Raw genomic sequence first — 15,799 nt, 5'->3', positions numbered from 1 at the left:
ATAAATAAAAAGTTGGCACGCAACCTGCAATAAGCAAAACATCTTTTTTAGAAAAACGCTGAATTAATTACTGAGGTTGCTATGTCTATTCTGGTTAAAAATAACATTCATTGGGTTGGCCAACGTGACTGGGAAGTTCGTGATTTCCACGGGACTGAATATAAAACGCTGCGCGGTAGCAGCTACAACAGCTATCTCATCCGTGAAGAAAAAAATGTCCTGATCGATACAGTAGACCACAAGTTTAGCCGTGAATTCGTGCAGAACCTGCGCAGTGAAATTGACCTGGCAGATATCGACTACATCATCATTAACCACGCGGAAGAGGACCATGCCGGTGCGCTGACTGAGCTGATGTCCTGCATCCCTGACACGCCAATTTACTGCACAGCCAACGCTATTGACTCTATCAACGGGCACCACCACCACCCGGAGTGGAACTTCAACGTGGTGAAAACCGGCGACTCGCTGGACATTGGCAACGGTAAGCAGCTAATCTTCGTTGAAACACCGATGCTGCACTGGCCTGACAGCATGATGACCTACATGACCGGCGATGCGGTGCTGTTCAGTAACGACGCCTTCGGCCAGCACTACTGTGATGAACGTCTGTTTAACGACGAAGTTGACCAGACCGAACTGTTCGAACAGTGCCAGCGTTACTACGCCAACATCCTGACGCCGTTCAGCCGTCTGGTTACACCGAAAATCACTGAGATTCTCGGCTTCAACCTGCCGGTGGATATGATTGCCACTTCCCACGGCGTGGTATGGCGCGACAACCCGACACAAATCGTTGAAATGTATCTGAAATGGGCGGCTGACTATCAGGAAGACCGTATCACCATTTTCTACGACACCATGTCCAACAACACCCGCATGATGGCGGACGCCATTGCCCAGGGCATCAACGAAGTTGACCCGAACGTGGCGGTGAAAATCTTTAACGTCGCCCGTAGCGACAAAAACGAAGTCCTGACTAACGTCTTCCGCTCTAAAGGCGTGCTGGTTGGTACTTCAACGATGAACAACGTAATGATGCCAAAAATCGCCGGTCTGGTAGAAGAGATGACCGGCCTGCGTTTTCGTAACAAACGCGCCAGCGCCTTTGGTTCACACGGCTGGAGCGGCGGTGCGGTAGACCGTTTGTCCACACGCTTGCAGGATGCCGGTTTCGAGATGTCGCTGAGTCTGAAAGCGAAATGGCGTCCGGATCTGGACGCGCTGGAACTGTGTCGTCAGCATGGCCGTGAAATCGCACGTCAGTGGGCGCTTGCTCCGCTGCCGGAAACAATCGTCAAAACGGCAACCAAAGAGGAAGAGTGCGCCTGTGCCGCTGCGGCTGCGGCTGCCGCTGATCTTGGTCCAAGCATGCAGTGCAGCGTATGCCAGTGGATTTACGACCCGGCAAAAGGTGAACCGCTGCAGGATGTCGCGCCGGGAACACCGTGGAGCGACGTTCCGGATAACTTCCTGTGCCCGGAATGTTCATTAGGTAAAGACGTCTTTGACGTACTGGCAACGGAGGCAAAATGAGCCGCGGAATTGTCATTATTGGTTCGGGCTTCGCCGCCCGCCAGTTAGTCAAAAATATCCGTAAGCAGGATGCAAATGTCCCGCTAACCCTGATTGCTGCGGACAGTATGGATGAGTACAACAAGCCCGATCTCAGCCATGTTATCAGTCAGTCGCAACGTGCAGACGACCTCACCCGCCAGTCGGCGGGGGAGTTTGCCGAACAGTTTAATTTGCGCCTCTTTCCGCACACCTGGGTAACCGACATCGATGCCGATGCTCACGTAGTGAAAAGCCAGGAGCAACAGTGGCCATACGACAAACTGGTGCTGGCTACGGGAGCGTCGGCGTTCGTACCGCCGATTACCGGACGTGAGTTAATGCTCACATTGAACAGCCAACAAGAGTATCGCGCCTGTGAAACACAACTGCGTGACGCCCAACGGGTGCTGATTGTCGGCGGCGGCTTGATTGGCAGCGAACTGGCGATGGATTTTTGTCGTGCAGGTAAAGCGGTGACGCTTATCGACAACGCCGCCAGCATTCTGGCTTCGCTGATGCCACCAGAAGTAAGCAGTCGCTTACAGCATCGTCTGACCGATATGGGCGTACACCTGCTGCTGAAATCGCAGCTTCAGGGGCTGGAGAAAACGGAGTCGGGGATTCGCGCCACGCTCGATCGTAGCCGCAGCGTAGAAGTCGATGCGGTGATCGCCGCTACGGGTCTGCGCCCTGAAACCGCGCTGGCGCGTCGCGCCGGATTGAACATCAATCGTGGCGTCTGCGTCGACAGCTACCTGCAAACCAGCCACCCGGACATTTATGCCCTCGGCGACTGTGCAGAAATTAACGGTCAGGTACTCCCATTCCTGCAACCGATTCAGCTGAGCGCCATGTATCTGGCGAAAAACCTGCTCGGCGGCAATGCACCATTGAAGTTGCCTGCCATGCTGGTAAAAGTCAAAACGCCGGAATTACCCTTGCATCTGGCTGGGGAAACCCAGCGCCGCGATCTGAACTGGCATATTGCCGCCGAAGCGCAAGGGATGGTGGCCAGAGGGATGAACGACGCAGGCCAGCTATGTGCCTTTGTCGTCAGCGAAGACCGCATGAAAGAGGCTTTTGCGCTGCTAAAAACGCTGCCCGTGTAAGTACAGGATACCGTTGCTTGATTTATTAACCTCACGCACATGGATGTGCGTTGCCACTTGTCGGTATGCCCCGACCTGTAGTTCTTGCCCCGCCAGTCCCGGGGCTTTTTTTATTTTTGCGCCAACGCCCGCGCCGCGGCAATCACGCCCTGCCCCAACGACAATCCGCCGTCGCCCGCCGGTAAACGCTGCGGGAACAGTAAGGTAAAATCATGCAGATAAAACGCCAGCCGGGCTGACAATAAGCGGTTATGCATCACACCTCCGCTGAATACCAGCGTCTTAATCCCCCGCTCTTCGGCCTGCAAACGCATCAGGGTGGCAAACCCACGTGCCAGCGCGTCGTGAAACGCCCACGCTCTTTCGGCAGGTTTGGCCTGCCAGGTCAGCCATTGCTGCCAAAAAACCGCTAAGTTCAGCTGATTGCCATCAAGCGGCACCGTGACAGGGTGCTCAACGCCAGCACATTGCGATGCCATCGCCTCCAGCGCGCAGGCCGCCTCACCTTCATAACTCAGCGATTCCGGCGCACATTGAAGCGCGGCGGCAACGGCATCAAACAGCCGTCCGCACGATGACGCCAGCGGTGCGTTAATCCCCCGCTCAATGGCGCGCGCCAGCACGTTCCAGTTTTGATGTTGCAGCACCGATGTTTCCGGGTAGCGCTGCCAGTCAGGAACAAAACGCAGGCACTGCGCGAGCAAATTGCGCCACGGCTGTTTTGCCGCCAGATCGCCCCCCGCCAGCGCTACCGCCGGTAAGCCGCCAAGGTGTTCGCATTCACGATAGTTGACCCGCAAACACTCTCCCCCCCACAGCGCGCCGTTTTCCCCCATGCCGATACCGTCTAACGTCAGAGCAATCACGTCGCCACCATCGAGCGACCAGCCGTGCTCGGCCAGGCACGCAGCGGCATGCGCATGGTGATGCAGCACCGTTTCGGTTGGCAGATTCATTTCGCTGGCCCACTGGCTGGAAACATAACCAGGGTGTGCATCATGCACGATACGCTGCGGCGTAAAGTCATAAATGTTCTGGATAAGGCGCAGCGCATCACGCCACTGCTGCTGAATGCCGTCATCGCTGAGATCGCCCAAATGCTGGCTGATAACCGCCTGTTCACCACGCACCAGGCAGAAGGTATTTTTCAGATCTGCGCCCAGGCAAAGCATCGGTGGCACGTCGTGAAATCCTGGCGGCAGCGCCACCGCATCCGGCACGTAACCCCGTGAACGACGCAGCATCTCCCCACTGTCGCGCACCACAGAGTCATCCATTCGCTGCACAATTTCGCGGTTATGCAGCAGGAAACCATCGGCAATTTCGTGTAAATCTTCCAGCGCCTGCTCGTTGGTAATAGCGGGCGGTCTGCCGCTGAGATTGCCGGAGGTCATTACCAACGGACAATTCATCTCTTGTAAGAGCAGATGCTGCAACGGATTCGCTGGCAGCATGACGCCCACTTCCGTTAACCCTGGCGCAATGCCCTCGCTCAATGCTGCGACATAGCGTTTCTGCACCAACACGATCGGCGCGGCTGGGGTTGTCAGCAAACGACGAGCGGGTTCAGGCAGTCCGTCATCACCGGGCAGCATCACTGCCAGAGGTTTTGCCGGACGGTGTTTGCGCAGCCTGAGCAGCGCTACGGCGTCATCATTTCGTGCATCGCACACCAGATGAAACCCACCAATCCCTTTAACGGCCACAATACCGCCTGCTTTCAGGCGCGATACTGCCGCCTGCAACGCCTCTTCTTTCTCCGCCCGCTCACCCGCGCTAAACCATTCGAGGTGGGGACCGCATGCCGGACAAGCAACGGGCTGGGCATGGAAGCGACGGTCGTATGGATCACGATACTCTTTATCGCATTGCGCACAGAGTGGGAATGACGCCATCACGGTAAACGGGCGATCGTAGGGCATGGCGCGGATGATCGTAAAGCGCGGGCCACAGTGGGTACAGTTGATAAAGGGATAACGATAGCGGCGTTCGCCGGGGGTGCTCATTTCAACCAGACATTCTGGACAGGTCGCGGCATCCGGAACGATTTGCGTATTCATCGTGCCGCCAGCACTTTGCCGAATCGAGAAATCGGCAGGCGGCTGCGTCCAGGCGAACGGTTCGCTCTCAACGCTGTCAATGCGCGCCAGCGGCGGGCAGTGTTGATGCAACTGCGCAATAAACTCTGCCGGATCTTCCTGTATACGCACAACCACACCGTCACCGTCGTTACACACATCGCCATGTAGCTGTAACCGCTGCGCCAGTTGCCAGACGTAGGGGCGAAATCCGACGCCCTGTACCTTACCGCGAATACGCAGCTGTACGCCGGAGTGGTTGTTTATTGTCATGATGAATTCCCGCGGTATTGTATCCCTGAAATGTCCGTTTGCCGGATGGCGGCTTCGCCTTATCCGGCACGTATTTTACGCGGATTTTCAGATATCAGAACAGCAAAGATGCCGTGGAATCCAGCGCCGCGCGACGGCGTTTTTCAGCGCTCAGTTGCTCAAGCTTATTGCGATCCACATAAATCAGCGCGTGAGTCGGGCAGACTTCCATACAGGCAGGGCCGGCCTCACGATGGTGGCACAGGTCGCACTTATTGGCTTCGGCTTTTTCTGCCCGGACGTTCAGACCTGCCCCGCTGTTACGAACAACCGGACGCACGACCACTTCCATTGCGCCATAAGGGCAAGCCACAACGCAGGTTTTACACCCAATACAGCGCTCCTGCATCACGTGAACAAAGCCTTTATCACGGCTGATTGCACCGTTCGGACAGACGTTAGCGCACGGCGCGTCTTCACACTGGCGACACAGCGTCGCCGTGGAGACATTAACGCCTTTGATGACGTGAATGCGGGGTAAAAAGGTTTCAGGGGTCAGCGATGCGCAGTCCTGGTTATCCTGATGGGATACCACGCAGGCCACTTCACAGGTACGGCAACCAATGCATTTATTGGCGTCTGCAATGATGAAACGGTTCATCAATTTCTCCAGCAATGACAGATTATCTGCCGAAGCATTCATAAATCGTGCCAGAATTTAATTGACTGTTATTAAAGGTTTTTTATTTTGATGAATGCAGAGAAGCCGTGTCATCGTCACTAGTGACGATGACAAATGACAGCCGTCAGCGCAAAACGAGCGGCGCAACAGAGTCGCGTTGAATGAGTTCACCGGTGAAGGTTTTTGGCGGCGTAAACGCCCCGTCATCCAGCATAAAGATCAGGCGGCCTATCGTTTCCTGGATCATTTCCGTTACCGGGATTTTGACGCTGGAAAGCGCCGGAATAGTGTATGGCGCGATGGCGATATCGTCGAAGCCAATCACCGACACCTGAGCAGGGACGCGCACGCCATGCGCGTGCAACTGCTTTATCGCACCGATCGCCATATCATCATTGCTGGCCACCAGCGCGGTAAAATTGACCTTATGCGAAAGCAAAGTATCGACTCCCGCCGCGCCGCAGGCTGGCGTCCATTTCCCTTTAACAATCAAATCATTATTAAGCGGAATGCCATGATGTGCCAGCGCGTCTTTATAGCCTGAAAGTCGCTCCACGCCGGTAGGCGAATCCATCGAGCCAGTAATAAAACCAATCTCTTTGTGCCCGGCGGCAATGAGCTGAGTAACGGCGTTAAAGCTGGTTTGCTTTTGATCGCACCACACGCAGTGGCTGGTATTTTTCCGCAGCCGCCGATTAAGCACCATAATCGGCTGGGCGTGGGCGTCGATGATATCGTCTATCTCATCCACGCTAAGAAAACGCGGATAGATCATAATCGCGTCACAGCGCAGGTCGAGCAGATACTGGATCGCCTGACGCTCTTCCTCTGCGCTGTGCTTACCGTCAGCCAGCAACAACTGGCGTCCCTTATCTTCCGCCATCCGCGCGGTATGAAACAGCAGTTCGCTGAAATAGACGCCGTGATAAAGGGTATTAGTTACCACCAGACCCAGCGTCTGCGTGGTTTTCGCTGCCAGACTGCGTGCCAGCAAGTTAGGGCGGTAACCACTCTCTTCAATGGCCTGAAACACGCGGTCTTTGGTTTCCTGGCTGACATAACCATTCCCGGAAAGCACCCGGGAAACCGTCGCTTTTGACACCCCGGCACGCTTCGCCACCTCCAGCATCGTGGTCATATTACTCATCCCTTTTCTCTCAATGTGACGCAGTGTACTGCACCGTTTCGCCGCTGTCCTTGCTGCTAAATTGCAAACGCTGACATCTGGTGATCGGAGTCACAATTATAAAAAATGATCAAAATTAAAACTTGCCCATTGCGTGTAATTTAAACATGATTTTGTGGAACCGGTTTCCTATCTGCGTTTCATCAACCCAGAAAAGCGACCAACGTGAACGGATAAAACATAACGTACTCTACTGATAAAACAGGATTAAATCCGATGTCCAAAAATTATGCAGCGCTGGCGCGCTCGGTTGTGACGGCTCTGGGAGGCGTGGACAACATCACAGCAGTGACCCACTGTATGACCCGTTTGCGTTTCGTTATCAAAGATGACTCGCAGGTCGACAGCACGACGCTGAAGACGCTCCCTGGCGTGCTCGGCGTGGTGCGCAGCGATAACCAGTGCCAGGTGATCATCGGCAACACCGTTTCGCAGGCGTATCGCGAGGTAGTCAGCCTGTTACCTGCCAATATGCAACCTGCAGAGCCGCAAACCAAACCTCGGCTGACGCTGAAGCGGATTGGCGCGGGGATCCTCGACGCGCTGATCGGCACAATGTCCCCGTTGATCCCGGCTATTATCGGCGGATCAATGCTCAAGCTGCTGGCAATGATCCTCGAAATGACCGGCGTGCTGGTGAAAGGATCGTCCACGCTCACTATTCTGACCGTAATCGGCGACGGCGCTTTCTTCTTCCTGCCATTGATGGTCGCCGCCTCAGCAGCCATAAAATTCAAAACCAACATGTCGCTGGCAATCGCCATCGCAGGCGTACTGGTACATCCCAGCTTCATCGAACTGATGGCGAAGGCCGCGCAGGGTGAGCACGTTGAGTTTGCCCTGATCCCGGTGACAGCGGTGAAATACACCTACACGGTGATCCCGGCGCTGGTCATGACCTGGTGTCTGTCCTACATCGAACGCTGGGTCGATCGCATCACTCCGGCGGTAACCAAAAACTTCCTTAAACCGATGCTAATCGTGCTGATCGCCGCCCCACTCGCCATCGTCATCATTGGCCCGATCGGTATCTGGATCGGTAGTGCAATTTCAGCGCTGGTTTATACCATTCACGGCTATCTCGGCTGGCTGTCGGTGGCCATTATGGGCGCATTGTGGCCGCTGCTGGTGATGACCGGTATGCACCGCGTCTTCACGCCAACCATTATTCAGACCATTGCCGAAACCGGAAAAGAAGGCATGGTGATGCCGTCGGAAATCGGTGCCAATTTGTCGCTGGGCGGTTCATCGCTGGCAGTGGCATGGAAAACCAAAAACCCGGAACTGCGTCAGACGGCGTTAGCGGCAGCCGCCTCGGCCATCATGGCAGGCATTTCCGAACCCGCGCTGTATGGCGTGGCGATCCGCCTGAAACGCCCACTGATTGCGAGTCTTATCAGCGGCTTTATCTGCGGTGCCGTTGCCGGAATGGCCGGACTGGCGAGCCACTCCATGGCGGCTCCAGGCTTGTTCACCAGCGTACAGTTTTTCGATCCAGCCAATCCGATGACCATCGTTTGGGTGTTTGGCGTGATGGCACTGGCGGTCGTGCTTTCCTTTGTATTAACACTGCTCCTCGGCTTTGAAGATATTCCTGTCGAAGATGCAGCCGCGCAGGCCAGAAAAAACCAGGCCGCGCAACCAGGCAATATCAATAGAGCCAGCATTTGACTGGTATGAACTGAGGTTAACTATGTCTGTTTTTCCGCAAGGATTTTTATGGGGCGGCGCACTGGCCGCCAACCAGTCAGAAGGGGCATACCAGGAAGGCGGCAAAGGGCTGACCACCGTCGATATGATCCCCCACGGCACAAACCGCATGGCCGTCAAACTGGGTCAGGAAAAACGCTTTACGCTGCGGGATGACGAATTTTATCCCAGCCATCAGGCAATCGACTTTTATCATCGCTATAAAGAAGATATCGCGCTGATGGCGGAAATGGGGTTTACGGTTTTTCGTACTTCCATTGCCTGGAGCCGTCTCTACCCTAACGGTGACGAGCTAACGCCAAATGAAGAGGGTATCGCGTTTTACCGGGCCGTGTTTGCCGAGTGTAAAAAATACGGTATTGAGCCGTTAGTTACGCTGTGTCACTTCGATGTGCCGATGCATCTGGTCAGCGAGTATGGCTCCTGGCGTAACCGCAAAATGGTGGAGTTCTTTACCCGCTACGCCCGTACCTGCTTCGAGGCCTTTGACGGTCTGGTGAAGTACTGGCTAACGTTCAACGAAATCAACATTATGCTGCACAGCCCTTTTTCTGGCGCCGGACTGGTGTTTGAAGAAGATGAAAATCAGGATCAGGTAAAATATCAGTCCGCCCACCACGAACTGATTGCCAGCGCCCTGGCAACTAAAATTGCCCATGAAATTAATCCGCAAAACCAGGTCGGCTGTATGCTGGCGGGCGGTAATTTTTATCCTTATTCCTGTAAACCGGAAGATGTGTGGACCGCGCTGGAAAAAGACCGCGAAAACCTGTTCTTTATTGATGTGCAGGCGCGCGGGGCTTACCCCGCTTACTCTGCCCGTGTGTTTCGCGAAAAAGGCGTGGTGATAGAAAAAGCGGCGGGAGATGACGATATCCTGAAAAACACCGTCGATTTCGTCTCGTTTAGCTATTACGCATCGCGCTGCGCCTCCGCTGAAATGAATACTGGCAATACCAGCGCCGCTAACGTGGTGAAGTCGCTGCGTAATCCGTACATTGCCGCCAGCGAATGGGGCTGGGGCATCGACCCGCTCGGCCTGCGCATCACCATGAATATGATGTATGACCGCTACCAGAAGCCGTTGTTTCTGGTGGAAAACGGGCTGGGGGCGAAAGATGAGATCGATGCTAACGGCGAAATCAATGACGACTATCGCATTAGCTATTTACGCGAGCACATTCGCGCCATGGCAGATGCTATTGAGGATGGCGTGCCGCTGCTGGGCTACACCACCTGGGGCTGTATCGATCTGGTTTCAGCCTCAACCGGTGAGATGAGCAAACGCTACGGTTTTGTGTATGTGGACCGCGATGACGCGGGCAACGGCACGTTAGCGCGTAAACGCAAAAAATCGTTCTGGTGGTATAAGAAAGTGATTGCGAGCAACGGGACCGATCTGGAATAACAATGTTGCCGGATGACGGATGACGCCGCCATCCGGCAACACGTATTATTCAGAATATATATACCCGCTGTCTGTTATCATTTTTATTGCACAACTTTAGGATTTTGCAGCAGCGGCAAAGGCGCTTCGCCCAACGCGTGGACCTGACCAATAATTGTCGCGCTCCGGCCAATCTGTAATGACTCAACATTCGTACTATTATGGGAGCCAAACTGGAACTGAATCACGTTGTTCGTTTTATTATTTTCGTCTTTCAGGCTGACAAGATAAGAATAAGCATTGGAAATACCATTAACCTTACGAATATCAATGACCACGCCCCGCAGCTTCACCCATTCACCAAGATAGTCCTTATTGGCTTTAACAGGATTTAAGGTATAGGGCGCGACAAAATCAGCGACGGACAAGGTTGGCATTGACGCAGCTGATGACTCCCCCGGTTGAAATAATCGGTCTCCCGCAGAGAAGAACGCGTCAGCCGCCGTCTCGCACCCGCTAAGAAGAGAGGAAATAATAATTAAATTTACCAAACGAATACCTGAACGCATAAATAACTCCTGTATATTAACTTCCCATATATTCAAATTCTAAATAATTCGAGTATATAACCTCCCTGAACAACGCCGAAATATAATATAACTCCCGTATTAGTAAAAGAAGAGAATATTCCCCCCATCTATTATCAACTTCTCATCCTTTCATTATTTGCATTCTATTTTCTGGATCTGCCTTCCAGTTTCGGGTTTGCCCTCCCGCCTTTTTACTGGCATTTTATTCAGTAGTTTTCCATCGTTTTATTCGTAACAAGGGAGTGTTTATGTCTGGTAAAAATGGTAATGCCGAAGCGGTTATCGGTAATGACTCCAACTTATTGATAGTGTTTTATGTTCAGATAATGCCCGATGACTTTGTCATGCAGCTCCACCGATTTTGAGAACGACAGCGACTTCCGTCCCAGCCTTGCCAGGTGCTGCCTCAGATTCAGGTTATGCCGCTCAATGCGCTGAGTGTAACGCTTGCTGATAACGTGCAGCTTTCCCTTCAGGCGGGATTCATACAGCGGCCAGCCATCCGTCATCCATACCACGACCTCAAAGGCCGACAGCAGGCTCAGAAGACGCTCCAGTGTGGCCAGAGTGCGTTCACCGAATACGTGCGCCACAACCGTCTTCCGGAGCCTGTCATACGCGTAAAACAGCCAGCGCTGGCGCGATTTAGCCCCGACGTATCCCCACTGTTCGTCCATTTCCGCGCAGACGATGACGTCACTGCCCGGCTGTATGCGCGAGGTTACCGACTGCGGCCTGAGTTTTTTAAATGGCGGAAAATCGTGTTGAGGCCAACGCCCATAATGCGGGCGGTTGCCCGGCATCCAACGCCATTCATGGCCATATCAATGATTTTCTGGTGCGTACCGGGTTGAGAAGCGGTGTAAGTGAACTGCAGTTGCCATGTTTTACGGCAGTGAGAGCAGAGATAGCGCTGATGTCCGGCGGTGCTTTTGCCGTTACGCACCACCCCGTCAGTAGCTGAACAGGAGGGACAGCTGATAGAAACAGAAGCCACTGGAGCACCTCAAAAACACCATCATACACTAAATCAGTAAGTTGGCAGCATCACCGCGGTTATCAACAAGCCATTACGTCATTTTAAAGTCAGCTATGTCAGAGTACGGCATGAAGATCGCAAAACCGGTTTTACGCGACGTATAAGCCGCCATGCTTCACTCACGATGAACGGAGACTGGCTGGAACAGGCGGGGTTCCCAACGGGCACGTCGGTAAAGGTATCGGTTACGCAGGGGAAATTAATTATTGAACAAGCAGGTGAATAGTCTGTTTCGAGGGTGTCGACGTTATCCGGATGGTGGTAATGCGACACACCATCCGGTATTCAGTGCCCTCAGGCTCAGGCTTCCGGTGCCTCTAATTCAGCGAACCCACCGTGTCCTTCCCACCCGGCTAATCGCTGATAGACGGTATCTACCGCATCTTTGATCGGCTGTGTCATCGGGTAGTAAAAACCGACAATATCCGGCTGGATACCAAGGAAAATCACCTCGCCAACGTCGTCTTTCAGCTGATCGACCAGGTAGTTCAGCGGCATGTTATGGGTGGTCATCATAAACATCTCGGCAATATCATCAGGATCGATAATGCGGATTTCACCAGGATTTAGCCCCATGTCGGTGGCATCCACAATCAACAGACGCTGCGGGCGCAACTCACGGATGGCGACGATGTCGTTTTCCGGCGCGCTACCGCCGTCGATGGCAACCCATTGACCTTGAGGATTTGCAGCACACATTTCGGCCAACAGCGGCCCCGCGCCGTCATCGCCCATCATGCTGTTACCCACACATAATAAAACGTCAGTCACGATGTCTCCTCACCATCAGATAGATGGCGCTTTCCTGGTGGATATCGTGAAGCATGCTAAGCATCAGCTTGCTCCACTCCTGCTGCTGCGGGGTCTGCACGGCACGCGCATCATCGAACGCGCGCGCCAGCATCTGCACATGGTTGAAATCAATGACGATCTCGCCGTACTTCGGCACGCCTTCCATTTTCCGGCGGGCTTCACTGCCTTCGGCAAGCGTGGCAATCCACGCCAGATATTCATCCCACGGACAGGTTAACGCCGCTTCCAGGCAATCGATGATCCCAAGGTGGTGACCAATCGCCAGGCTGTAATAGACAACCTGCTGCGCCTCAGCGGGCGTTGCATCGTTCTCATCAATAAACTTACGGCTCAGTTGACTGAACACCACCGTTTCACTCATCGGATACGCGCCTCTTCGACAACATGATTAAGATGCGTGACGATCTCGGTCAGACGCGGATCGTTTTCCGCTTCCAGCCAGCGCGCCACCTGATGCTCGCCCTGCCCTAACTGTGTCATATAGTCATCAGCAATCTGGCGACCGTAGCGGTAGCCCGCCAGACGGCGTGCTTCACGATCCACCTTCACGCGCAGCGGCTGAACCATGTCCGGATGCAGAATTTCAGCCGGTTGTTCGTCCAGTTCACCTGGCGCACGCGCGTGAATTTTTTGTTCCAGCAGACCCAGCGCCATTGCAAAACCGTACAGCGTAGCCGCAGGCGTTGGCGGACAGCCAGGAATATACACATCCACCGGTACGATTTTATCCGTGCCGCCCCATACGCAGTATAAGTCGTGGAAGATACCGCCGCTGTTACCGCAGGCACCGTAAGAGATACAAATTTTCGGATCTGGCGCAGACTGCCAGGCGCGCAGCGCCGGAGAGCGCATGGCACGCGTTACCGCGCCGGTAAACAGCAGGATATCCGCATGGCGCGGTGATGGTACAACTTTGATACCAAAACGTTCGGCATCAAACAGCGGAGAAAGCGTAGCGAAGATTTCGATTTCACAGCCGTTGCAGCCGCCGCAGTCCACACGGTAAACGTACGCTGAACGCTTGATGCTTTTAAGCAGCGACGCTTTCATGCTGGCAATGGATTCATCCACCGTCATCGGTACCGGAATACCGTTGGCGTCACGTGGGCCTAATAAATTGCTCATCAGCTGGCCTCTTTCATATGGCGAGTCAGTTCAATACGGTCAGACGGCACCAGGCATTTCTGGCGCTTACAATCCGGGCAGGTCTCAAAGCTTTCACGGTGGTTTTCCGCACGGCTGTCGCCGTTGTGCTTAAGCAGCGCAATGGCGTAATCGATCTCTTTTTGTACCGCAAACGGGCGGTTACATACGCGGCAATTACACAGCGCAAAGCGGGACTGCTGCAGGAAATCCTCTTTCTTCCACACCGCCAGTTCATACTCCTGCGACAGCTTGATTGCCGCCGTCGGGCAGACTTCTTCGCAGCGGGCGCAGAAGATGCAACGGCCGAGGTTGAATTGCCACGCCAGCTCATGGGTGACCAGATCAGTTTCTACCGTCAGCGCGTTCGACGGGCACGCATTCACACAGGCCGCACAGCCAATGCACTGCTGCGGATTGTGTTCCGGTTTGCCACGGAAGTTTTTATCGACCGCAATCGGCTCCAGCGGATACGACGACGTCGGCGCCCCGGTTTTGATGACTTTTTTGATAAAGGTAAACATGGCGATTCCTTATTTCAGCGGCGAGTTTTTACGCTCGATGCTGTAGCGCTCAAGTTCTTTGTACGGCACGACTTTGCTCTTCTTCTTACGCACATCGACCACGGTCATACGGTCGGTACAGGAGTAGCAAGGATCGAGGCTACCGATAATCAGCGGGGCATCGGAAACGGTGTTGCCACGCAGCATGTAGCGCAGCGTCGGCCAGTTGGCGTAAGTCGCCGCGCGACAGCGCCAGCGATACAGTTTCTGGTTGTCGCCAGTCATACTCCAGTGAATGTCATCCCCGCGCGGCGCTTCAGCAAAGCCCAGCGCAAAGCGGTGTGGAATGTAGGTGAAACCTTCCACAGCCAGCGGGCCGCCTGGCAGGTTGTCCAGACCAAAGTCGATCATATTCAGTGCGGTGTAGACTTCATTGATACGGACTTTCAGACGAGAAATAACGTCGCAACCCTGCTCACTGTGAACTTCCATCGGCAGCAGACCATAGCCCACAAACGGGTGATCGGCGCGGGTGTCACGCGCATGGCCGCTGGCGCGTACCATCGGGCCGACGTTACTGAAGTCACGGGCAATTTCCGGATCCAGACGACCAATACCTACGGTACGCTGTTCCATGTTCGGCGTGCTGAGCAGCATATCGACCAGTTCCTGCACGTCACGACGCATCTGCTGCGCCAGTTGACGGGTCTGGATCATATCCTCTTTCAGCAGATCACGACGAATACCGCCGATCAGGTTCAGACCGTAAGTTTTACGTGCCCCGGTGAGGATCTCCGCCATCTTCATGGAGGTTTCACGCACGCGGAAGAACTGCATAAAGCCGGAGTCAAAACCGGTAAAGTGACAGGCCAGGCCGAGGTTCAGCAGGTGCGAGTGCAGGCGTTCAACTTCCAGCAGAATGGCGCGGATCATCTGCGCACGTTCCGGCACGACGATGCCCATCGCGTTCTCGACGGAGGTGGTATAGGCGGTGCTGTGCGCAAAGCCGCAAATGCCGCACACGCGGTCGGACAAGAAGGTCACTTCGTTGTAACCCATGCGGGTTTCCGCCAGCTTCTCCATGCCGCGGTGGACATAGAACAGACGGTAGTCGGCGTCGATGATGTTCTCGCCGTCAACAAACAGACGGAAGTGACCGGGTTCATCAGAGGTGACGTGCAATGGGCCAATCGGCACCACGTTGTTTTTCTTGTCGCCCAGTTCGTTGATGAACTCGTAGGTTTCAGCATCGGTAGTCGGCGCGGGGCGCTGGCGATAATCCATGCTGTCTTTACGCAGCGGGTAGAGTTCGTCCGGCCAGTCATCCGGCAGTACCAGACGACGCTCATCGGGCAAACCAACCGGGATCAAACCGTACATATCGCGCACTTCGCGCTCGCCCCAGACCGCAGCAGGCACGCGCGGCGTGACGGACGGGAACTCCAGCTTATTGGCATCGACTTCAACGCGCACGGTAATCCAGCACTTGGTACCCTGCTCCATCGACAGCACGTAGTACACGGCATAATGACCGCACAGCTGACGTTCGTCGTTACCAAACAGCACGGACAACCAGCCACCCTGTTTGTAGTACAGGAACTCCACCACTTCCGGCAGGTAGTTCACCTTGACGGTGATCGTCAGCTGATCTTTGGTCTGCCAGGCTTCATCCAGCACGACGCCCGGGAAGGCCTGGTGCAGCGCCGCGAGATATTGTTGACCTAATTTTTCTTCAGACATGCTCAAACTC

At 54.4% G+C, this 15,799-nt stretch carries 15 protein-coding genes; 5 read left to right on the top strand and 10 right to left on the bottom strand.

Annotated features, from left to right (window positions below; genetic code table 11):
• The first annotated feature begins 81 nt into the window (after positions 1–81).
• Positions 82–1,536, top strand: coding sequence for an anaerobic nitric oxide reductase flavorubredoxin (gene norV, locus O6D90_RS05070; protein ID WP_016157313.1), 1,455 nt, complete (start codon positions 82–84; stop codon positions 1,534–1,536).
• Entirely contained in the window at positions 1,533–2,666 is a 1,134-nt protein-coding gene (norW, locus tag O6D90_RS05065; RefSeq protein WP_016157314.1) for an NADH:flavorubredoxin reductase NorW, read from the top strand. The genes norV and norW overlap by 4 nt, the downstream gene beginning before the upstream one ends.
• Positions 2,667–2,776: 110 nt before the next feature.
• Here the strand turns inward: norW and hypF are convergent, their stop codons facing one another.
• From hypF to O6D90_RS05050, 3 genes are all read right to left on the bottom strand, one after another.
• Positions 2,777–5,017 (bottom strand): carbamoyltransferase HypF, encoded by a 2,241-nt coding sequence (gene hypF, locus O6D90_RS05060; RefSeq protein WP_016157315.1) that lies wholly within the window; start codon positions 5,015–5,017, stop codon positions 2,777–2,779.
• A 94-nt stretch (positions 5,018–5,111) separates the two neighbouring features.
• Positions 5,112–5,657 (bottom strand): electron transport protein HydN, encoded by a 546-nt coding sequence (gene hydN / locus O6D90_RS05055; RefSeq protein WP_003037366.1) that lies wholly within the window; start codon positions 5,655–5,657, stop codon positions 5,112–5,114.
• Positions 5,658–5,802: 145 nt separating this feature from the next.
• Positions 5,803–6,816, bottom strand: a complete 1,014-nt coding sequence (locus O6D90_RS05050) for a LacI family DNA-binding transcriptional regulator (RefSeq protein WP_016157316.1) — start codon at positions 6,814–6,816, stop codon at positions 5,803–5,805.
• A 264-nt stretch (positions 6,817–7,080) separates the two neighbouring features.
• Here O6D90_RS05050 and ascF point away from each other — a divergent pair, with 264 nt between their 5' ends.
• Together ascF and O6D90_RS05040 are read left to right on the top strand one after the other, a co-directional pair.
• A complete protein-coding gene (ascF, locus tag O6D90_RS05045; RefSeq protein WP_046274835.1) occupies positions 7,081–8,535 on the top strand; it encodes a PTS cellobiose/arbutin/salicin transporter subunit IIBC in 1,455 nt (484 codons plus the stop codon).
• 22 nt (positions 8,536–8,557) lie between these two features.
• Positions 8,558–9,982 carry a 6-phospho-beta-glucosidase gene (locus tag O6D90_RS05040; protein WP_016157318.1) on the top strand — a complete coding sequence of 475 codons (1,425 nt, stop codon included), beginning with the start codon at positions 8,558–8,560 and terminating at the stop codon, positions 9,980–9,982.
• A gap of 83 nt (positions 9,983–10,065) precedes the next feature.
• Here the strand turns inward: O6D90_RS05040 and O6D90_RS05035 are convergent, their stop codons facing one another.
• A complete protein-coding gene (locus tag O6D90_RS05035) occupies positions 10,066–10,530 on the bottom strand; it encodes an OB-fold putative lipoprotein (RefSeq protein ID WP_016157319.1) in 465 nt (154 codons plus the stop codon).
• Positions 10,531–10,850: 320 nt separating this feature from the next.
• Positions 10,851–11,548, bottom strand: a protein-coding gene (locus tag O6D90_RS05030; protein WP_151884388.1) for an IS1 family transposase whose coding sequence is annotated in 2 segments (ribosomal slippage) — positions 10,851–11,299 and positions 11,299–11,548 — 699 coding nt in all. Because the reading frame shifts where the segments join, the coding sequence is not laid out codon by codon here.
• A 49-nt stretch (positions 11,549–11,597) separates the two neighbouring features.
• On the opposite strand from O6D90_RS05030, the gene O6D90_RS05025 reads away from it, so the two are divergent.
• Complete coding sequence (locus O6D90_RS05025; RefSeq protein ID WP_271143313.1) at positions 11,598–11,816, top strand: SymE family type I addiction module toxin; 219 nt, start codon at positions 11,598–11,600, stop codon at positions 11,814–11,816.
• A 74-nt stretch (positions 11,817–11,890) separates the two neighbouring features.
• Here the strand turns inward: O6D90_RS05025 and hycI are convergent, their stop codons facing one another.
• Genes hycI through hycE form a run of 5 tightly spaced genes read right to left on the bottom strand, consistent with a single transcriptional unit; the run spans position 11,891 to position 15,789 of the window.
• Positions 11,891–12,361, bottom strand: a complete 471-nt coding sequence (gene hycI, locus O6D90_RS05020; protein WP_088583058.1) for a hydrogenase maturation peptidase HycI — start codon at positions 12,359–12,361, stop codon at positions 11,891–11,893.
• A complete protein-coding gene (locus O6D90_RS05015; protein WP_003037385.1) occupies positions 12,354–12,764 on the bottom strand; it encodes a formate hydrogenlyase maturation HycH family protein in 411 nt (136 codons plus the stop codon). Before O6D90_RS05015 ends, hycI begins: the two co-directional genes overlap by 8 nt.
• On the bottom strand, positions 12,761–13,528 hold the full coding sequence (gene hycG, locus O6D90_RS05010) for a formate hydrogenlyase subunit HycG (RefSeq protein WP_003037388.1): 768 nt from the start codon (positions 13,526–13,528) through the stop codon (positions 12,761–12,763). Before hycG ends, O6D90_RS05015 begins: the two co-directional genes overlap by 4 nt.
• Positions 13,528–14,070 carry a formate hydrogenlyase subunit HycF gene (hycF, locus tag O6D90_RS05005; protein WP_016154185.1) on the bottom strand — a complete coding sequence of 181 codons (543 nt, stop codon included), beginning with the start codon at positions 14,068–14,070 and terminating at the stop codon, positions 13,528–13,530. Before hycF ends, hycG begins: the two co-directional genes overlap by 1 nt.
• Positions 14,071–14,079: 9 nt before the next feature.
• On the bottom strand, positions 14,080–15,789 hold the full coding sequence (hycE, locus tag O6D90_RS05000; RefSeq protein WP_016154186.1) for a formate hydrogenlyase subunit HycE: 1,710 nt from the start codon (positions 15,787–15,789) through the stop codon (positions 14,080–14,082).
• Between the last annotated feature and the right edge of the window lie 10 nt (positions 15,790–15,799).

The organism is Citrobacter sp. 21OH12SH02A-Citro (genome assembly GCF_027919895.1).
Classification (GTDB): Bacteria; Pseudomonadota; Gammaproteobacteria; order Enterobacterales; family Enterobacteriaceae; genus Citrobacter; species Citrobacter braakii.
The sequence above is the reverse complement of the archived record's forward strand: the minus strand, read 5'-3'. Positions and strand labels throughout refer to the sequence as shown.

What these genes read in the sequence shown, in the direction of transcription:
- hycE (WP_016154186.1), bottom strand. Translation starts at nt 15,789, where the DNA reads ATGTCTGAAGAAAAATTAGGTCAACAATATCTCGCGGCGCTGCACCAG.
- norV (WP_016157313.1), top strand. Translation starts at nt 82, where the DNA reads ATGTCTATTCTGGTTAAAAATAACATTCATTGGGTTGGCCAACGTGAC.
- O6D90_RS05035 (WP_016157319.1), bottom strand. Translation starts at nt 10,530, where the DNA reads ATGCGTTCAGGTATTCGTTTGGTAAATTTAATTATTATTTCCTCTCTT.
- O6D90_RS05015 (WP_003037385.1), bottom strand. Translation starts at nt 12,764, where the DNA reads ATGAGTGAAACGGTGGTGTTCAGTCAACTGAGCCGTAAGTTTATTGAT.
- O6D90_RS05050 (WP_016157316.1), bottom strand. Translation starts at nt 6,816, where the DNA reads ATGACCACGATGCTGGAGGTGGCGAAGCGTGCCGGGGTGTCAAAAGCG.
- hycG (WP_003037388.1), bottom strand. Translation starts at nt 13,528, where the DNA reads ATGAGCAATTTATTAGGCCCACGTGACGCCAACGGTATTCCGGTACCG.
- norW (WP_016157314.1), top strand. Translation starts at nt 1,533, where the DNA reads ATGAGCCGCGGAATTGTCATTATTGGTTCGGGCTTCGCCGCCCGCCAG.
- hypF (WP_016157315.1), bottom strand. Translation starts at nt 5,017, where the DNA reads ATGACAATAAACAACCACTCCGGCGTACAGCTGCGTATTCGCGGTAAG.
- ascF (WP_046274835.1), top strand. Translation starts at nt 7,081, where the DNA reads ATGTCCAAAAATTATGCAGCGCTGGCGCGCTCGGTTGTGACGGCTCTG.
- O6D90_RS05040 (WP_016157318.1), top strand. Translation starts at nt 8,558, where the DNA reads ATGTCTGTTTTTCCGCAAGGATTTTTATGGGGCGGCGCACTGGCCGCC.
- hydN (WP_003037366.1), bottom strand. Translation starts at nt 5,657, where the DNA reads ATGAACCGTTTCATCATTGCAGACGCCAATAAATGCATTGGTTGCCGT.
- hycF (WP_016154185.1), bottom strand. Translation starts at nt 14,070, where the DNA reads ATGTTTACCTTTATCAAAAAAGTCATCAAAACCGGGGCGCCGACGTCG.